Source organism: Streptomyces sp. NPDC050439 (assembly GCF_040655335.1).
Taxonomy (GTDB): domain Bacteria; phylum Actinomycetota; class Actinomycetes; order Streptomycetales; family Streptomycetaceae; genus Streptomyces.
This window is the reverse complement of record NZ_JBFAJT010000011.1, coordinates 277,400-292,584: the sequence shown is the minus strand read 5'-3', so window position 1 is coordinate 292,584 and position 15,185 is coordinate 277,400. Positions and strand designations below refer to the sequence as shown.

Below are 15,185 nucleotides of genomic sequence, written 5' to 3'. Positions count from 1 at the left end.
TCGGCGGGCTCCAGACTTCGAGATTACGGCACCCCACAGGGCCCGAGCACATCCCGTCCTCAAGTCCACCCAATGGTGGGCGACCGGACACATAGAGTGCCCGGCCGCCCCAAACTTCGCGTTACTAGGAGATTCTCACCGGGTTGACCACATCCGCGATCAAAACGAGGATCGTGAAGCAGATGAAGATCCCGGCCACCACGTAGGCGACGGGCATCAGCTTCGCGACGTCGAAGGGGCCCGGGTCGGGCCGCTTCAGGAGCTTGGCCGCCTTGCGGCGGACCGACTCCCACAGGGCCCCGGCGATGTGACCGCCGTCCAGCGGCAGCAGCGGCAGCATGTTGAACAGGAACAGCGAGAGGTTGAAGCCCGCCACCAGGAACAGCATCATCGCGATCTGGTTCTCCGGCGGGATGTCCAGCGTGAAGACCTCGCCGCCCACGCGGGCCGCGCCGACGACGCCCATCGGGGAGTCCTGCTTGCGGTCGCCGTCGCCGAAGGCCGCGTCCCACAGGTCGGGGATCTTGGACGGCAGGGCGATGAGCGACTCGACGCCGTTCTCCATCATGTCGCCCATGCGGTTCACGGAGTCGCCGAAGCCCTGCTGGACGATGCCGGTGGCGGGGGTGAAGCCGAGGAAGCCCGCGGTGACGTACTTGCCCTCCACATAGCCACCCTCACCGTCGGTCTTGCTGACCTGGTTCTTGATGAGGTCGGCCTGCAGTTCCACCCGCTTGCCGTCGCGCTCGACCGTGATGGTGGCCGGGCCGATCGTCTCGCGGATCTTCCCCTGGAGCGCGGACCAGTCGTCGACGGGCTGCCCCTGGAAGGCCACGATCTTGTCGCCGAGCTTCAGTCCGGCGGCCTTGGCGGGGGCGACCGTGTCGCCCTTCTCGCACTTGGTGCGGTTCTCGCTCTGCTGGATGACGCAGTCGGACACCTTGCCGACGGACGTCGTCTGGGTGCTGATGCCGAACGTCATCATCACGCCGAGGAAGATCACCACGGCGAGGATCAGGTTCATGAACGGGCCCGCGAACATCACGATCACGCGCTTCCACGGCTTGCGCGTGTAGAAGAGCCGCGTCTCGTCGCCGGGCTTGAGCTCCTCGAAGGCGGCGGAGCGCGCGTCCTCGATCATGCCGCGCCAGGGGGAGGTGGACCTCGCCTCCAGGCGGCCGTCAGGGCCCGGCGGGAACATGCCGATCATGCGGATGTATCCGCCGAGGGGGATGGCCTTGATGCCGTACTCGGTGTCGCCCTTCTTGCGCGAGAAGATCGTCGGGCCGAAGCCGACCATGTACTGCGGCACGCGGATGCCGAACAGCTTGGCGGTCGACAGGTGGCCCAGCTCGTGCCAGGCGATCGAGAACAGCAGCCCGACCGCGAAGACGACTATGCCGAGGATCATCATCAAGGTCGTCATGCGCGAGCCTCCGCGGTCGCTTTCGCCGTCAGTTCACGGGCCCGGGCGCGCGCCCAGGTCTCCGCTTCGAGGACGTCCGCGACGGTCAGGGAAGTTCCCGCGGACGGTGTGCCGTGTTCGGCGACGACCTTCGTGACGGTCTCCATGATTCCGTTGAAGGGCAGGGCGCCGTTCAAGAACGCGTCCACGCACTCCTCGTTGGCGGCATTGAACACTGCCGGGGCCGTGCCCGCGAGCTTGCCCACGTGCCGGGCGAGCCCGACCGACGGGAACGCGTCGTTGTCGAGGGGGAAGAACTCCCAGCTGGATGCCTTGGTCCAGTCGAAGGCGGGGGCGGCGTCCGGGACGCGTTCGGGCCAGCCGATGCCGATGGCGATCGGGCCGCGCATGTCGGGCGGCGTGGCCTGGGCCAGCGTCGATCCGTCGGTGAACTCGACCATGGAGTGCACGTAGGACTGCGGGTGGACGACGACCTCGATGCGCTCGAAGGGGATGTCGTAGAGGAGGTGCGCCTCGATGACTTCCAGGCCCTTGTTGACGAGCGTCGCGGAGTTGACGGTGATGACCGGGCCCATGGCCCAGGTGGGGTGCGCGAGCGCGTCCTCCGGCCGCACGTCCGCCAGGTCGGCCTTCGTGCGTCCCCGGAACGGGCCCCCGGAGGCCGTGACGACCAGCTTGCGCACGTCGGCGCGGGTGCCCGAGGCGAGCGCCTGGAAGAGCGCGGCGTGCTCGGAGTCGACGGGGATGATCTGCCCCGGCTTGGCGAGGGCCTTCACCAGGGGGCCGCCGACGATGAGCGACTCCTTGTTGGCGAGTGCGAGGGTGCGGCCGGCTTCGAGCGCGGCGAGCGTGGGCGCGAGCCCGATGGAGCCGGTGATGCCGTTCAGGACGGTGTGGCAGGGCGACGCGGCGACCTGCGTGGCCGCCTCGGGTCCGGCGAGGATCTCGGGCAGCGGCTCGCTGCCGTACTGACCCGTGAGCGCCTCGCGCAGCGCCGGTACGACGTCCTCGCGGGCCACGGCCACGGTCCGCACCCGCAGCTGCCTGGCCTGCTCGGCGAGCAGTCCGACGCGGCCGCCGGCGGCGGAGAGCGCGGTGACGCGGAAGCGGCCGGGGTTGCGCAGGACGAGATCGATGGCCTGGGTGCCGATCGATCCGGTCGAGCCGAGGATGACGATGTCCCGAGGACCGTCCGTCGCGACGGGGTCGAAGACGAGATGCGGATCGGCGAGGGGGGCTGGACTGTCGCTCATCCCCCCATTCTTGCCTGGGCGGCGGCGTGAGGAGACACTGCGCCCCGATCCGGTGGGCCGTAATCGTGTTCCGGGGCGTTCCCGCACGGGGGAACGCCCCGGAAAGGGTGTCAGCGGATCGGCCGGTGGACGTTCTCCCGTTGGGTGGGACCGGGGGTCGCGTCCGCGATCCAGGGGCCTTCGCCGCTGGGGTCGACGACGCCTGCCTCCAGCCAGGTGTACATGCCGTTCAGGACGCCCTTGACCACCTTGCGGTCGACGCCGTCCGTGTTGGTCCACAGGCGGTCGAACAGTTCGTCGACTCGGATGCGGGACTGGCGGCAGAACGTGTCGGCCAGCTGGTAGGCCTCGCGGCCGTGGTCCTCGGTCGTCCGCAGGAGCTCCGCGCGTACGCACGCCGCGCTCATCGCGAAGAGTTCGGCGCCGATGTCGACCACGCGGCCGAGGAAGCCCTGCTTGGTCTCCATCTTTCCCTGCCAGCGCGACATCGCGTAGAAGGTCGAGCGGGCCAGCTTGCGCGCGTTGCGTTCCACGTAGCGCAGGTGCGGGGAGAGGTCCGCGTGGCCGCTGGGGTGGAACTCGGCGTAGGAGCGCGGGAGCTGGCCCGGCCCTGCGACCAGTTTCGGCAGCCAGCGTGCGTAGAAGCCGCCTGCCTTCGCGCCGGCCTTCGCCTTGTCGGTCAGGGACTTGTCCGGGTCGATCAGGTCGCCGGCCACCTTCAGGTGCGCGTCCACCGCCTCGCGGGCGATGAGCAGGTGCATGATCTCCGTCGAGCCCTCGAAGATGCGGTTGATGCGCAGGTCGCGCAGGACCTGTTCGGCGGGGACCGCGCGTTCGCCGCGGGCGGCGAGGGACTCGGCGGTCTCGAAGCCGCGGCCGCCGCGGATCTGCACCAGCTCGTCCGCCATCAGGCAGCCCATCTCGGAGCCGTACAGCTTGGCGAGCGCCGCCTCGATGCGGATGTCGTTGCGGTCCTCGTCGGCCATCTGCGAGGAGAGGTCGAGTACGGCCTCCAGGGCGAAGGTCGTCGCCGCGATGAAGGAGATCTTCGCGCCGACCGCCTCGTGCAGCGCGACCGGCTTGCCCCACTGCTCGCGCGCGCCCGACCACTCACGGGCGATCTTCAGGCACCACTTGCCCGCGCCGACGCACATCGCGGGCAGCGAGAGGCGCCCGGTGTTGAGGGTCGTCAGGGCGATCTTCAGGCCCGCGCCCTCCGGGCCGATGCGGTGCGCGGCCGGGACGCGGACCTGGTGGAAGCGGGTGACGCCGTTCTCCAGGCCGCGCAGGCCCATGAAGGCGTTGCGGTTCTCGACGGTGATGCCCTCGGCCGCGGCCTCCACCACGAAGGCCGTGATGCCGCCCTTGTGGCCCTCGGACTTCGGCACGCGCGCCATGACGACCAGGAGGTCGGCGACGACGCCGTTCGTGGTCCACAGCTTCACGCCGTCCAGGACGTACGAATCGCCGTCCGGCACCGCCATGGTGGCCAGGCGCGCGGGGTCGGAGCCGACGTCCGGCTCGGTCAGGAGGAACGCGCTGATGTCCGTGCGGGCGCAGCGCGGCAGGAACTCGTCCTTCTGCTCCTGGGTGCCGAACTGCTTGAGCGGCTGCGGTACGCCGATCGACTGGTGCGCGGAGAGCAGCGCGCCGATGGACGGGCTCGCGGAGCCGACGAGGGCCAGCGCCTTGTTGTAGTACACCTGCGTGAGGCCGAGCCCGCCGTACTTGGTGTCGATCTTCATGCCGAGCGCGCCGAGCTCCTTGAGCCCGTTGATCACCTCGTCGGGGATCTTCGCCTCGCGCTCGATGCGGGCCGAGTCGATCTTCGTCTCGCAGAAGTCGTGGAGTTTGGCGAGGAACTCCTCGCCGCGCCGGGCGTCCTCGTCGGCGGGCATCGGATGCGGGTGGATCAGGTCGAGCCGGAAGCGGCCGAGGAAGAGTTCCTTGGCGAAACTGGGCTTGCGCCAGTCCTGTTCGCGGGCGGCCTCGGCGACCTGCCGGGCCTCGCGTTCGCTGACGGAGGCCCCGGGAAGGGGTGTGGGTTGTGCGGGCATTGAGGAGCTCACCTCGCCGCGGAGTGGGGCCGATCGGCTCCGATTGACCCGATCTTGACCCGGTCGGTTACTGACTGGTGCTACTCGATCGTATGGATCGTATGTACCCGATTCGTCCCGCGCCCACCAGTCCTCGCGCAGCGTTCGGCGCATCGCGTCCGCGCGCGAAGCCCTCACGCACGAGAACGGCCGGAGCCCCCGCACAGTGGGCTCCGGCCGTCCGGTTCGAGAGTTGGCCTACAGGGCGAGGCCCGTCATCACCATGACGCGCTCGTAGGTGTAGTCGTCCATCGCGAAGCGGACGCCCTCGCGGCCGACGCCGGACTGCTTGACGCCGCCGTACGGCATCTGGTCGGCGCGGTAGGAGGGGGCGTCGCCGATGACCACGCCGCCGACCTCCAGGTCGCGGTGGGCGCGGAAGGCGGTCTGCAGGTCGTGCGTGAAGACGCCCGCCTGGAGGCCGTACTTGGAGTCGTTGACGGCGGCGAACGCCTCCGCCTCGCCGTCCACCTTCTTGATCGTGAGGACCGGTCCGAAGACCTCCTCGACGGCGATGGTGGCGTCGGCCGGTACATCGGCGAGCACGGTCGGCGCGTACGAGGCGCCGTCACGCTTGCCGCCGGCGAGGAGCTGCGCGCCCGCCTGGACGGCCTCGTCGACCCAGGACTCGACGCGCTTGGCGGCGTCCTCGTTGACGAGCGGGCCGACGTCGGTCTTCGCGTCGGACGGGTCGCCGGTGACCTGGGCCTCGATGGCCTTGAGCACGCGCGGCACCAGCCGGTCGTAGACGGAGGCGTCGGCGATGACGCGCTGCACCGAGATGCAGGACTGGCCGCCCTGGTAGTTGGAGAACGTCGCGATGCGCGAGGCCGCCCAGTCCAGGTCCTCGTCGGAGGAGAAGTCGGCGAGGACGACGGCGGCGCCGTTTCCGCCGAGCTCCAGGGTGCAGTGCTTGCGCGGCACCGAGTCCAGGATCGCGTAGCCGACCTTCTCGGAGCCGGTGAAGGAGATGACGGGGAGGCGCTCGTCCTGGACGAGGGCGGGCATCTTCTCGTTCGCGACCGGCAGGACCGACCAGGACCCGGCGGGCAGGTCGGTCTCGGCGAGCAGCTCGCCGATGAGGAGACCGGAGAGCGGGGTCGCGGGCGCCGGCTTGAGGATGATCGGCGTGCCGGACGCGATGGCCGGGGCGATCTTGTGGGCGCAGAGGTTCAGCGGGAAGTTGAACGGCGCGATGCCCAGGACGACACCCTTGGGGAAGCGGCGGGTGAAGGCGAGACGCCCCTGGCCACCGGCGTCGGTGTCGAGGCGCTGGGCCTCGCCGCCGTTGAACCTGCGGGCTTCCTCGGAGGCGAACCGGAAGACGGAGACGGCACGGCCGACCTCGCCGCGGGCCCACTTGATCGGCTTGCCGTTCTCGGCGGAGATGAGCTGGGCGATCTCTTCCGTCCGCTCGACGAGCCTGCGGCTCACGTGGTCGAGGGCCGCTGCCCGCACGTGCGCCGGGGTCGCGGCGAACTCGTCGCGCACGGCGTACGCGGCGGCGACGGCCTCCTCGACCTGGGCGTCGGTCGGGACGGCCGCCTTGCCGACGATCCGCCCGTCCCAGGGCGAGGTGACGTCGAGAGTGGTCTCACCGGTGGTCTGGCGACCGGCGAGCCAGAAGGCGTGGATGGAAGTCATGTCGATTCCCGGCCCTTCCGCGAAGGTGTGTCTTGGGGGGTACGTTCCCCACCGTAGGGGCGGCGGGGGCGACGGTCGTTTGTCCGACGCGGAGTACTGCCCTCCGGGGTCGCGCCTCTTTGGCAGGGGAGCAATTCCCCAGCGATCACTCCGTACCGCTCGATGTCGCCTTGAGCGAGAGCCACAGCTCCATGCGGACGTCCGGGTCGTCCAGGGAGCGGCCCAGGATCTCCTCGACCCTGCGCATGCGGTAGCGCAGGGTGTGGCGGTGGACGCCCAGGTCGGCCGCCGCCGCGTCCCACTGGCCGTGGCGCGAGAGCCAGGCGCGCAGCGAGGCGATCAGGTCGCCGCGGCCGGTGGCGTCGTGTTCGTACAGGGCGCGCAGCAGGCCGTCGGCGAAGGCGCGCACCGCGTCGTCGGCGAGCAGCGGCAGGACCGAGCCCGCGGCGAGGTCCTCGTGTTCGACCATCGCGCGGCCCCGGCGCCGGGCGATGGACAGTGCCTGGTCGGCCTGCTTGTACGCGGTGGCCGCCGCGATCGGGCCCGCGGGCGCGGAGAGGCCGAGGAGGAGCGCAGCCCCCTCGCCCGTCCCGCCCTCGGGCACCTCCGCGCGCCCGGCCTCCAGCGTCCGCGCGTACGCGACGCAGGCCGCGGCGCCCGCGCCGCCGTCCACGACGAGCAGCACGAGCCGCTCGCCGTAGGGGACGACCAGGAGCGCCTCGCCGGCGCGGGCCGCGGCCGACTCGACGGCGTCGGTGAGCTGGGCGAAGGGATCGCCGTCGGCCGGGGCCGACGCGGGTACTTCCGCGACCACCAGGCGGAACGGCGCGTCGAGCAGGCTGCCGTACAACTCCCCCGCCACCGTGCGGGCGTGGTCCGGCTCCCCGGCGAGCAGCATCCTCAGGACGGCGGAGCCGACCCGGGCCTCGGCGGCCTGCAGCGAGCGGTTGCGTTCCGTGGTGAGGGTGAGCAGCGCTATGGCGGAGTGCAGTGCGTACCGCTCGGCGGTGCCGAGGGTGGATGCCGTGCCGACGGCGAGCGCGGCGCGGGGCCTCCGTCCCGTGCCGATCGAGTGCAGCTCGACCCGGTCCTCGGCGCCCGCGACGACCGCGCTCGCGGGGGCCGCCCGGTCGCGCAGCCGCTCCACGTCGGTGGTGAGCCGGGCGGCCCGGCGGGAGGCCCACTCGGGGGCCGTGGCGACGACGGCGCCGGACGCGTCGTACAGCGCGGCCCAGCCGTCCACCTGTGCGGCGAGCGCGGCGAGCAGTCCTTCGGGGCCGTCGCTCAGCGCCTGCTTGGTCAGCTCGCGCTGGGCGGCGAAGCCTGCCGTCACCGCGCGGTACTGGTCGGCGGCGATGGCCGCGGAGACGGCCTTGCTGATGGCGAGGAAGGGGGTGCGCCGGGGCACCTCCAGGAGCGGAAGCCCTTCGTCCGCGGCCGCCGCGACCAAGGCCTCCGGGATGTCCTTGTAATGCACGCCGACCGCGAACCCGAGCCCGACGACGCCTGCCGCCGCGAGCCGCTTCACGTAGCGGGCCATGGCCTCCGGGTCCTCCGCGTCCAGCTTGAGCGCGGTGATCAGGAGGAGCTCGCCGCCCTCCATGTAGGGCACGGGGTCGGTGAGCTCACTGGCGTGTGCCCAGCGCACGGGCGCGTCCAGATGCTCCTCACCGGCGCGCACGGTGAGCTTGAGCGCGGAGTGGTGGACGAGGGAGGCGAGCGTGGGCGGCATGGGACCTTCAGGTCTGGTCAGCAGGTCAGGGCGGCAGGTCTGGCGGCGGCGGTGAGGCACGCGTTCCGGTCGGCCGCCGGATCCCGGACGAGATGTGGATCTTTTGGCCGGTACGTATGAACGACGTGTGCCGATTCTGCCTCACCGTACGGTACGTACGGGACCGAATACCCCGTACGTACACCCCCTACCTACGCCCCGGCGACTAACCCCGGAGGTCCACCAGCAACGGCGGCGCGTGCTCGCCCCGTACGTCGGTCAGGGAGAGGACGGCGTGGCCCGGGGGCAGGGAGTGGGCCAGTTCGGAGGCGGACCAGCGTTCGCGCTCGACCTTGCGCACGGTGACCGCGTCGGTCGTGACCGCCTTGCCGGTGACGAGCTTGCGCAGCGAGTGCAGCGCCCGCGTCATCGGCTGGTCGGCGAAGACGGTGTGCTGGGCCACTTCCTTGGTCTCGATCCACTCGGTGCCCCAGGCCTCGGTGAACCGGCGTCCGTCCCAGGTCGTCACGCCGGAGAAGGCCATCCGGCAGCCGACCGCCGCGTAGAGCGGCCCCTGCAGCGGCTCCGGCACCTCGCCGATCGTGCGCAGACCGAGCACCACGCCCGCGTTCAGCGACCGCAGGCGCTGGATGGCCCGCACGCTCTCGGGGGTGAGGGTGCGCGCCGCGTCGTCGAGGATCAGGCAGACGAAGTGCGGCCGCCGGGCACGGCCGCGCGCGACGTACGAGAACTGGGCGAGCAGGAGCCTCGCCAGGAGCCTCGACGCCTCCTCGTGCCCGTGCTCGGGGAGGTCCACCCTGACCCGAAGGGGGTGGTGCGCGACGGCGCGCATCGAGAAGGGGTGCCCCTCGCCGCTGGGGTCGAAGAAGTCGGCGAAGGCGGGGCGGTCGAGCAGGGCGAGCCGGTCGGCCAGGGCGGGGCCCGGGTCGTTGGGTGAGCCGGACTGGCGGATACGGGCTTCGAGTTCGCGGCGCATGGCGGTGTGCTGGTCCGCGGCGAGGCCGTCCTGGAGGGCGGCGAGCGCGGCGGGGTCGCCTTCGAGCAGTTCGCGCAGTGCGGGGACGGAGGGGAAGCGGCCGTGGAGGAGGCGGTAGGGGCCGAGGAGTTGGGCGAGGCTGGTGGCGGCGCGCCGGGTGTCCACGGCGTCGAGGTCACCGACGAGGCCTTCGGCGAGGAAGGCGGCGGCCTCGTCCGGGTCGGCGCAGTCCGCGTACAGGTCGAGGTCGTGCACGGACGCGGGGTCGCCCGGCCTGACCACGACGTCGTACGCGGTGTCGGGACCGAGCGCCGTGCCCGCGGCGCACACGGCGACGACCGCGCACTGCCCGGCGAGGGCGCCCAGGGAGAGCGATTCGGCCACCGGGCGCATGAGCCGTCCGGTCTTGCCCGCGCCGGAAGGGCCCACCGCGAGCAGTGAGGTGCCGAGCACGGCGGGGTCGAGCGCGGCACCGGCGTCGCGCACGGCGTACGGGTTGCGCTCGTCCTTCGCGAAGCGGCCGATCCTGACCTGGCCCACGAGCAGGTCGTGGACGGCGCTGCGGGCGGGCAGGTCGCGCTGGCCGGAGGGGTGCGTCCAGGAGGCGGAGCCCTGCCGGGCGACCGTGTCCACGAAGGTGGCGAGCGCGCCCGGGTCGGCGGCGGCGGTGCGCCAGGCGTGGGTCACGCGGGCGCAGTCGACGTCGTTCATGCGTCCGCCGAGCAGCTCGGCGGAGAGCAGGTCGGCGGCCTTGTCGTGTCCCGCCGCGCGCAGTTCGGGCCAGTGGCCGCGCGCGGGGGCCTCGGCGGGGGGCGGTGGGGAGGCGGGCCGCCGCGTCGCCGCAGCCCTGCCGTCACGGATCGCCTCCCACCATCCGCCGATCCGGGCGAAGGGCCACAGCACCGCGAGGGTGATCAGGACGTACAGGGCGTCGGTGAGGACCTGCGACTCGAAGATCTCGTAACCACCCGCGACGAGCGCGACCAGGGAGAAGACGGGATCGGCCACGGGCAGCGGCCGCGCGTCGAGCCCGAGGGCGGTCGGCCAGACGAAGAGCAGGACGCCGACCGCCGCGACGGAGGCGAGCACGGCACGGGAGGGTTGCGGGCGCCGCACCACGAAGTGCCGGATGGCGTCGGGCCAGGCACCGAGCCGCCCCACCGAGTACAGCACCACGCCGAAGACGATCCCGTCGTAGACGATCCGGGCGTCCTCGGCCTGCCACTGCTTGGGCTGGGCGCTGCCCGCCCACCACCAGTCGCCCGGCGTGAACAGCTTCAGCAGGGCCCACTGATAGGGGATGTTGCCCTGCCGCCACAGCGACCAGAACAGCAGGCCGAGCACGGCGGAGATCGCCATGCCGACGATCAGCCGCCGGCTGACGCCCTCGGTCTCGGCCTCGGGCGCGGGGGCCCGGTAGGCGTAGCGCCAGACGCCGGGGATCGCCTTGGGCCGCGGCGCGGCAAGCCAGTCGGCGACCGACGAGGCGCCGGCAGGGCCGGGCGCCCGCCGGGGCATCGGCGGCGCTGCGGGCACGGAAGGCCCTGCCGGCCGCGGCACCGGTGTGGCGTGCGTACCGCGAGCGTCGTGCGTGCCTTCGGAGTCCATGGCCCTTGCCCCCTGACCTGCCGGTCTGTCGGTTCAGCCGTCAATCTAGTGCCCCTGCAGGGGCAGTTCACCGGATACGCGGCCGGGGCCTGCGGGAACACCCGGACCGGCGCGGCCCACGGACCGGGACGAAAGCCGCACCCCGCCCCCTCCCCCCGCTATGTCCACCACGGACAAGCGCCACGCCGAACAACTCCCCCGTGGAGCATGCCCGCCCCCGGGCTCCGCCCCTAACCTGCGAAAGAAAGCAGCAACGAAAGCAAGCAGACAAGCACCGAGCGTCCGCCTCGCCCCACCCCCAGGAGCACCCCATGACCGCACTTCCGCAGGAGCGCCGCGTCGTCACCGCCATTCCCGGGCCGAAGTCCCAGGAGCTGCAGGCCCGCCGTACCGCCACGGTCGCCGGTGGCGTGGGTTCCGTGCTGCCTGTCTTCGCGGCGCGCGCGGGTGGCGGCATCATCGAGGACGTCGACGGCAACCGTTTCATCGACTTCGGCTCCGGCATCGCCGTGACGTCCGTCGGCGCCAGCGCCGAGGCCGTCGTACGCCGTGCGACCGCGCAGCTCGCCGACTTCACGCACACCTGTTTCATGGTCACGCCGTACGAGGGGTACGTCGCCGTCGCCGAGCAGCTCGCGGAGCTGACGCCCGGTGACCACGCGAAGAAGTCCGCGCTCTTCAACTCCGGCGCCGAGGCCGTCGAGAACGCCGTCAAGATCGCCCGTGCGCACACCAAGCGCCAGGCCGTCGTCGTCTTCGACCACGGCTACCACGGCCGTACGAACCTCACGATGGCGCTGACCAGCAAGAACATGCCGTACAAGAACGGCTTCGGGCCGTTCGCGCCCGAGGTCTACCGCGTCCCGGTCGCGTACGGCTACCGCTGGCCGACGGGCGAGGAGAACGCCGGTCCCGAGGCCGCCAAGCAGGTCATCGACCAGATCGGCAAGCAGGTCGGCGCGGAGAACGTCGCCGCGATCATCATCGAGCCGGTGCTCGGCGAGGGCGGCTTCATCGAGCCCGCGAAGGGCTTCCTGCCCGAGATCGTGAAGTTCGCCAACGACAACGGCATCGTCTTCGTCGCGGACGAGATCCAGTCCGGCTTCTGCCGCACGGGCCAGTGGTTCGCGTGCGAGGACGAGGGCATCGTGCCGGACCTGATCACCACGGCGAAGGGCATCGCCGGCGGTCTGCCGCTCGCCGCCGTCACCGGTCGCGCCGAGATCATGGACGCCGCGCACTCCGGCGGCCTCGGCGGCACCTACGGCGGCAACCCGGTGGCCTGCGCCGGTGCGCTCGGCGCCATCGAGACGATGAAGGAGCTCGACCTCAACGGCAAGGCGAAGGCCATCGAGGCCACGATGAAGGCCCGCCTGAACTCCATCGCCGAGAAGTACGACATCGTCGGCGACGTCCGCGGCCGTGGCGCGATGATCGCCATCGAGCTCGTCAAGGACCGCGCCACCAAGGAGCCCCACCCCGAGGCGACGGCCGCGCTCGCCAAGGCCTGCCACGCGGAGGGCCTGCTCGTCCTCACCTGCGGCACGTACGGCAACGTCCTGCGCTTCCTGCCGCCGCTGGTCATCGGCGAGGACCTCCTGAACGAGGGCCTGGACATCATCGAGGCCGCGTTCGCGCGCGTCTGATCTCATTCGGCGCACACCGCGTCCGACGGAGCCGGGATCACCCCAAAGGGGGAAGATCCCGGCTCCGCATGTATCCGCACATGCCCTGACGTGTGTGTACGGCGCGCGGTGCGGAACCCGTGACCTGGGGTGACCGTCGGGGCATGTGAAGAACGTGTGCGGGACCCATGCCGGGTTGCCGTTCCGCCTGTCGGGCCGCCACCGGCTGACGTACGGTTTCTGCAGATGAGAGAAACACCCCGCCCACAGGTGACTGTGGGCGACACCGGGACGGAGCCTCCCCAGCCCCGTCTTGGTCGTGCCCTCGCGCACACACCCGGAGTCACTGGCTCCGGAACTCCTCACCGATCGGATGGCCGCCCGCCCCAAACCCCCCGGGGCGTGCGGCACACCGGTCAGGACGGCCGCCTCGGAACCACCCCCCCTGTTCCGGGGCGGCCGTCCACTCTCCTCTTCTGCCTCTGCGCGCTCTTCTTCGCGCTCATCACCTGGCAAGTGATCGCCGACGGCCCCCTCCGCGACGCGGACGAGCGGCTCGGCCCCTGGATCACCGGAAGCCGCCTCCCTGACGGCGCCGCCGAATTCCTCGCCGATCTGGGCGGGGTCGCCATCGCGGTCCCGGTCCTCGCCGCCGCCATCGCCTACGCGGCCTGGCGCGGCCACCGGGCCGGTACGTTCCGCTGGTGGCTCGCCCCGGCCGCCGCAGCCGTGGCCATGGCCGTGGTCCCGGTGCTCGTGATCCCGCTCAAGGAACTCATCGGCCGCACCGGCCCGCCCGGCATGGACGGCACCGGCTACTACCCCTCGGGCCACACCGCCACCGCCATGGTCGCCTATGGCGGGGCGGCGCTGCTCCTGCTCCCGTACCTGCGCGGCACCTACGCACGCCGCGAACTGGTCATCGCCTGCGCCCTGTTGAACTTCGGCGTCGGCCTCGGCCTGGTCCGCCGCGGGTATCACTGGCCGCTGGACGTGGTGGCGAGTTGGTGTCTGTTCGGGATGGCGTTGCAGGTGGTGCTGCTCGTCGTCGCCCGGTACGGACGCCGTCCAGACGCTTCCGAAGCCGACGCGGATCAGCCGAAGTAACCGTCGAAGTTCTTCGAGAACTCCCCGTTGTTGTGGCGGTCCCAGTTGATCGACCACGTCATCAGGCCGCGTAGGGCGGGCCACGTGCCGTGGGTCTTGTACGTGCCGCAGTTGGTGCCCTTGGTCAGGCAGTCCAGGGCCTTGTTGACCTCGGTCGTGGGGACGTGGCCGTTGCCCGCGTTCACCGAGGCGGGCATGCCGATGGCCACCTTCTCCGGCGGCAGCGCGGGGAAGACATTGCTCGTGTCGCCCGCCACCGGGAAGCCCGTGAGCAGCATGTCGGTCATCGCGATGTGGAAGTCCGCGCCGCCCATGGAGTGGTACTGGTTGTCGAGACCCATGATCGGGCCCGAGTTGTAGTCCTGGACGTGCAGCAGCGTGAGGTCGTCGCGCAGGGCGTGGATGACCGGCAGGTAGGCGCCGGCGCGGGGGTCCTGGCCGCCCCACTTGCCCGTTCCGTAGAACTGGTATCCGAGCTGCACGAAGAAGGTCTCGGGGGCCATCGTGAGCGTGAAGCCGCTGCCGTACTTGGCCTTGAGGGTCTTGACGGCCGATATGAGGTTCACGATCGACGGGGTCTTGGGGTTCTTGAAGTCCGTGTCGTCGGCGTTCAGCGAGAGGGAGTGGCCCTCGAAGTCGATGTCCAGGCCGTCGAGGCCGTACTCGTCGATGATCGCCGAGACCGAGGAGACGAAGGTGTCGCGGGCCTGGGCGGTGGTCAGCTGGACCTGGCCGTTCTGGCCTCCGATGGAGATCAGGACCTTCTTGCCCGCCGCCTGCTTGGCCTTGACCGCGGCCTTGAACTCCTCCTTCGACTCGACGCCGGGGCACTCCGTCCGCGGACAGAGGCTGAAGCGGATGTCGCCGGACGTGGCGGTCGTCGGTTCGCCGAAGGCGAGGTCGATGATGTCCCAGCTGTCGGGGACGTCCGCGAGCCGGGTGTAGCCGGAGCCGTTGGCGAAGCTCGTGTGGAGGTAGCCGACCAGGGTGTGCTCGGCGGCGGCAGCCTTCGGCGCGGGTCCCGTCGAGGCCGATGGGCCCGCCGAGGCCTCGGTGGCGAGCAGGCCGGACGCGGCGAGCGCGCAGGCCGTGGCCACGGCCACGGAAAGACGTCTCAGGTAACGCGGTAGGGAACGCTCCACGGCTGCCTCCGGGCATGGGGGATGGAGGGTGGGTCGCTCAATTTGGTCCAGACCAATCAAGTTGTCAAGGCCCCGTCAAGAATTCGGCGACTCTCCGTCCCGCGGCGCCAGTTGCGCCGCCGCCTCGTGCATCGCCAGTTCGAGGACCGCCGGATCCGTCAGCGTGCCCGACCCGTCCGGCTGGACGAGCCAGCGGACCCCGCCCGTCGAGCGCCCCGGGTAAGGGACCACGATCCACGTGCCACGGCCCGCGCCGCGCACGCCCGTGCCGACCCAGCGGGCGACGGTGCCCGCCGGGACGAAGAAGCCCATGCGGGAGTCGCCGAAGTCCGCGAGCACCGGGCCGGGGCGGTCGATGCAGCGGGTCAGTACGTCGAGCGTCGGATAGCCGAGTTCGCCGGGCAGGATCAGTACGTCCCAGAGCCTGCCGGCGGGAAGGAGCGCCACCCCCAGGGGATTTCGCTCCCACTCCCAGCGGCAGGCGTCCGGATTCGGCGCCACCGACACGAGCCACTCGACCGCCGGCTTCACCCCCGGGTCAGTCATGGGGGAACCTCCCTTTCCTGTGCAACAGCT

General features: G+C 71.3%; 9 protein-coding genes and 1 pseudogene. 2 read left to right on the top strand and 8 right to left on the bottom strand.

What is annotated here, in order from left to right; all coding sequences use genetic code 11:
* Positions 1–124: 124 nt before the first annotated feature.
* The 6 genes from AB0I66_RS37940 to AB0I66_RS37915 all read right to left on the bottom strand — a co-directional run bounded on the left by AB0I66_RS37940 (position 125) and on the right by AB0I66_RS37915 (position 10,735).
* Complete coding sequence (locus AB0I66_RS37940; RefSeq protein WP_363212619.1) at positions 125–1,426, bottom strand: site-2 protease family protein; 1,302 nt, start codon at positions 1,424–1,426, stop codon at positions 125–127.
* Entirely contained in the window at positions 1,423–2,679 is a 1,257-nt protein-coding gene (gene dxr, locus AB0I66_RS37935) for a 1-deoxy-D-xylulose-5-phosphate reductoisomerase (protein WP_363212618.1), read from the bottom strand. Before dxr ends, AB0I66_RS37940 begins: the two co-directional genes overlap by 4 nt.
* A gap of 110 nt (positions 2,680–2,789) precedes the next feature.
* Positions 2,790–4,736, bottom strand: coding sequence for an acyl-CoA dehydrogenase family protein (locus AB0I66_RS37930; RefSeq protein ID WP_363212616.1), 1,947 nt, complete (start codon positions 4,734–4,736; stop codon positions 2,790–2,792).
* Positions 4,737–4,973: 237 nt separating this feature from the next.
* Complete coding sequence (locus AB0I66_RS37925; RefSeq protein ID WP_363212614.1) at positions 4,974–6,419, bottom strand: aldehyde dehydrogenase family protein; 1,446 nt, start codon at positions 6,417–6,419, stop codon at positions 4,974–4,976.
* A 145-nt stretch (positions 6,420–6,564) separates the two neighbouring features.
* A complete protein-coding gene (locus AB0I66_RS37920) occupies positions 6,565–8,151 on the bottom strand; it encodes a PucR family transcriptional regulator (RefSeq protein ID WP_363212613.1) in 1,587 nt (528 codons plus the stop codon).
* A 205-nt stretch (positions 8,152–8,356) separates the two neighbouring features.
* Positions 8,357–10,735 (bottom strand): ATP/GTP-binding protein, encoded by a 2,379-nt coding sequence (locus tag AB0I66_RS37915; protein ID WP_363212612.1) that lies wholly within the window; start codon positions 10,733–10,735, stop codon positions 8,357–8,359.
* 311 nt (positions 10,736–11,046) lie between these two features.
* Between AB0I66_RS37915 and gabT the strand changes: the two genes are divergently transcribed.
* Positions 11,047–12,381 (top strand): 4-aminobutyrate--2-oxoglutarate transaminase, encoded by a 1,335-nt coding sequence (gene gabT, locus AB0I66_RS37910; protein WP_363212611.1) that lies wholly within the window; start codon positions 11,047–11,049, stop codon positions 12,379–12,381.
* A 381-nt stretch (positions 12,382–12,762) separates the two neighbouring features.
* Entirely contained in the window at positions 12,763–13,467 is a 705-nt protein-coding gene (locus AB0I66_RS37905; RefSeq protein WP_363212610.1) for a phosphatase PAP2 family protein, read from the top strand.
* Here the strand turns inward: AB0I66_RS37905 and AB0I66_RS37900 are convergent.
* Both AB0I66_RS37900 and AB0I66_RS37895 read right to left on the bottom strand, forming a co-directional pair.
* Positions 13,455–14,453 (bottom strand): annotated as a pseudogene (locus tag AB0I66_RS37900) (chitinase); the annotation flags it as partial. The gene AB0I66_RS37905 and the pseudogene AB0I66_RS37900 overlap by 13 nt on opposite strands.
* 231 nt (positions 14,454–14,684) lie before the next feature.
* Positions 14,685–15,155, bottom strand: coding sequence for a hypothetical protein (locus tag AB0I66_RS37895; RefSeq protein WP_363212609.1), 471 nt, complete (start codon positions 15,153–15,155; stop codon positions 14,685–14,687).
* Positions 15,156–15,185: the final 30 nt, after the last annotated feature.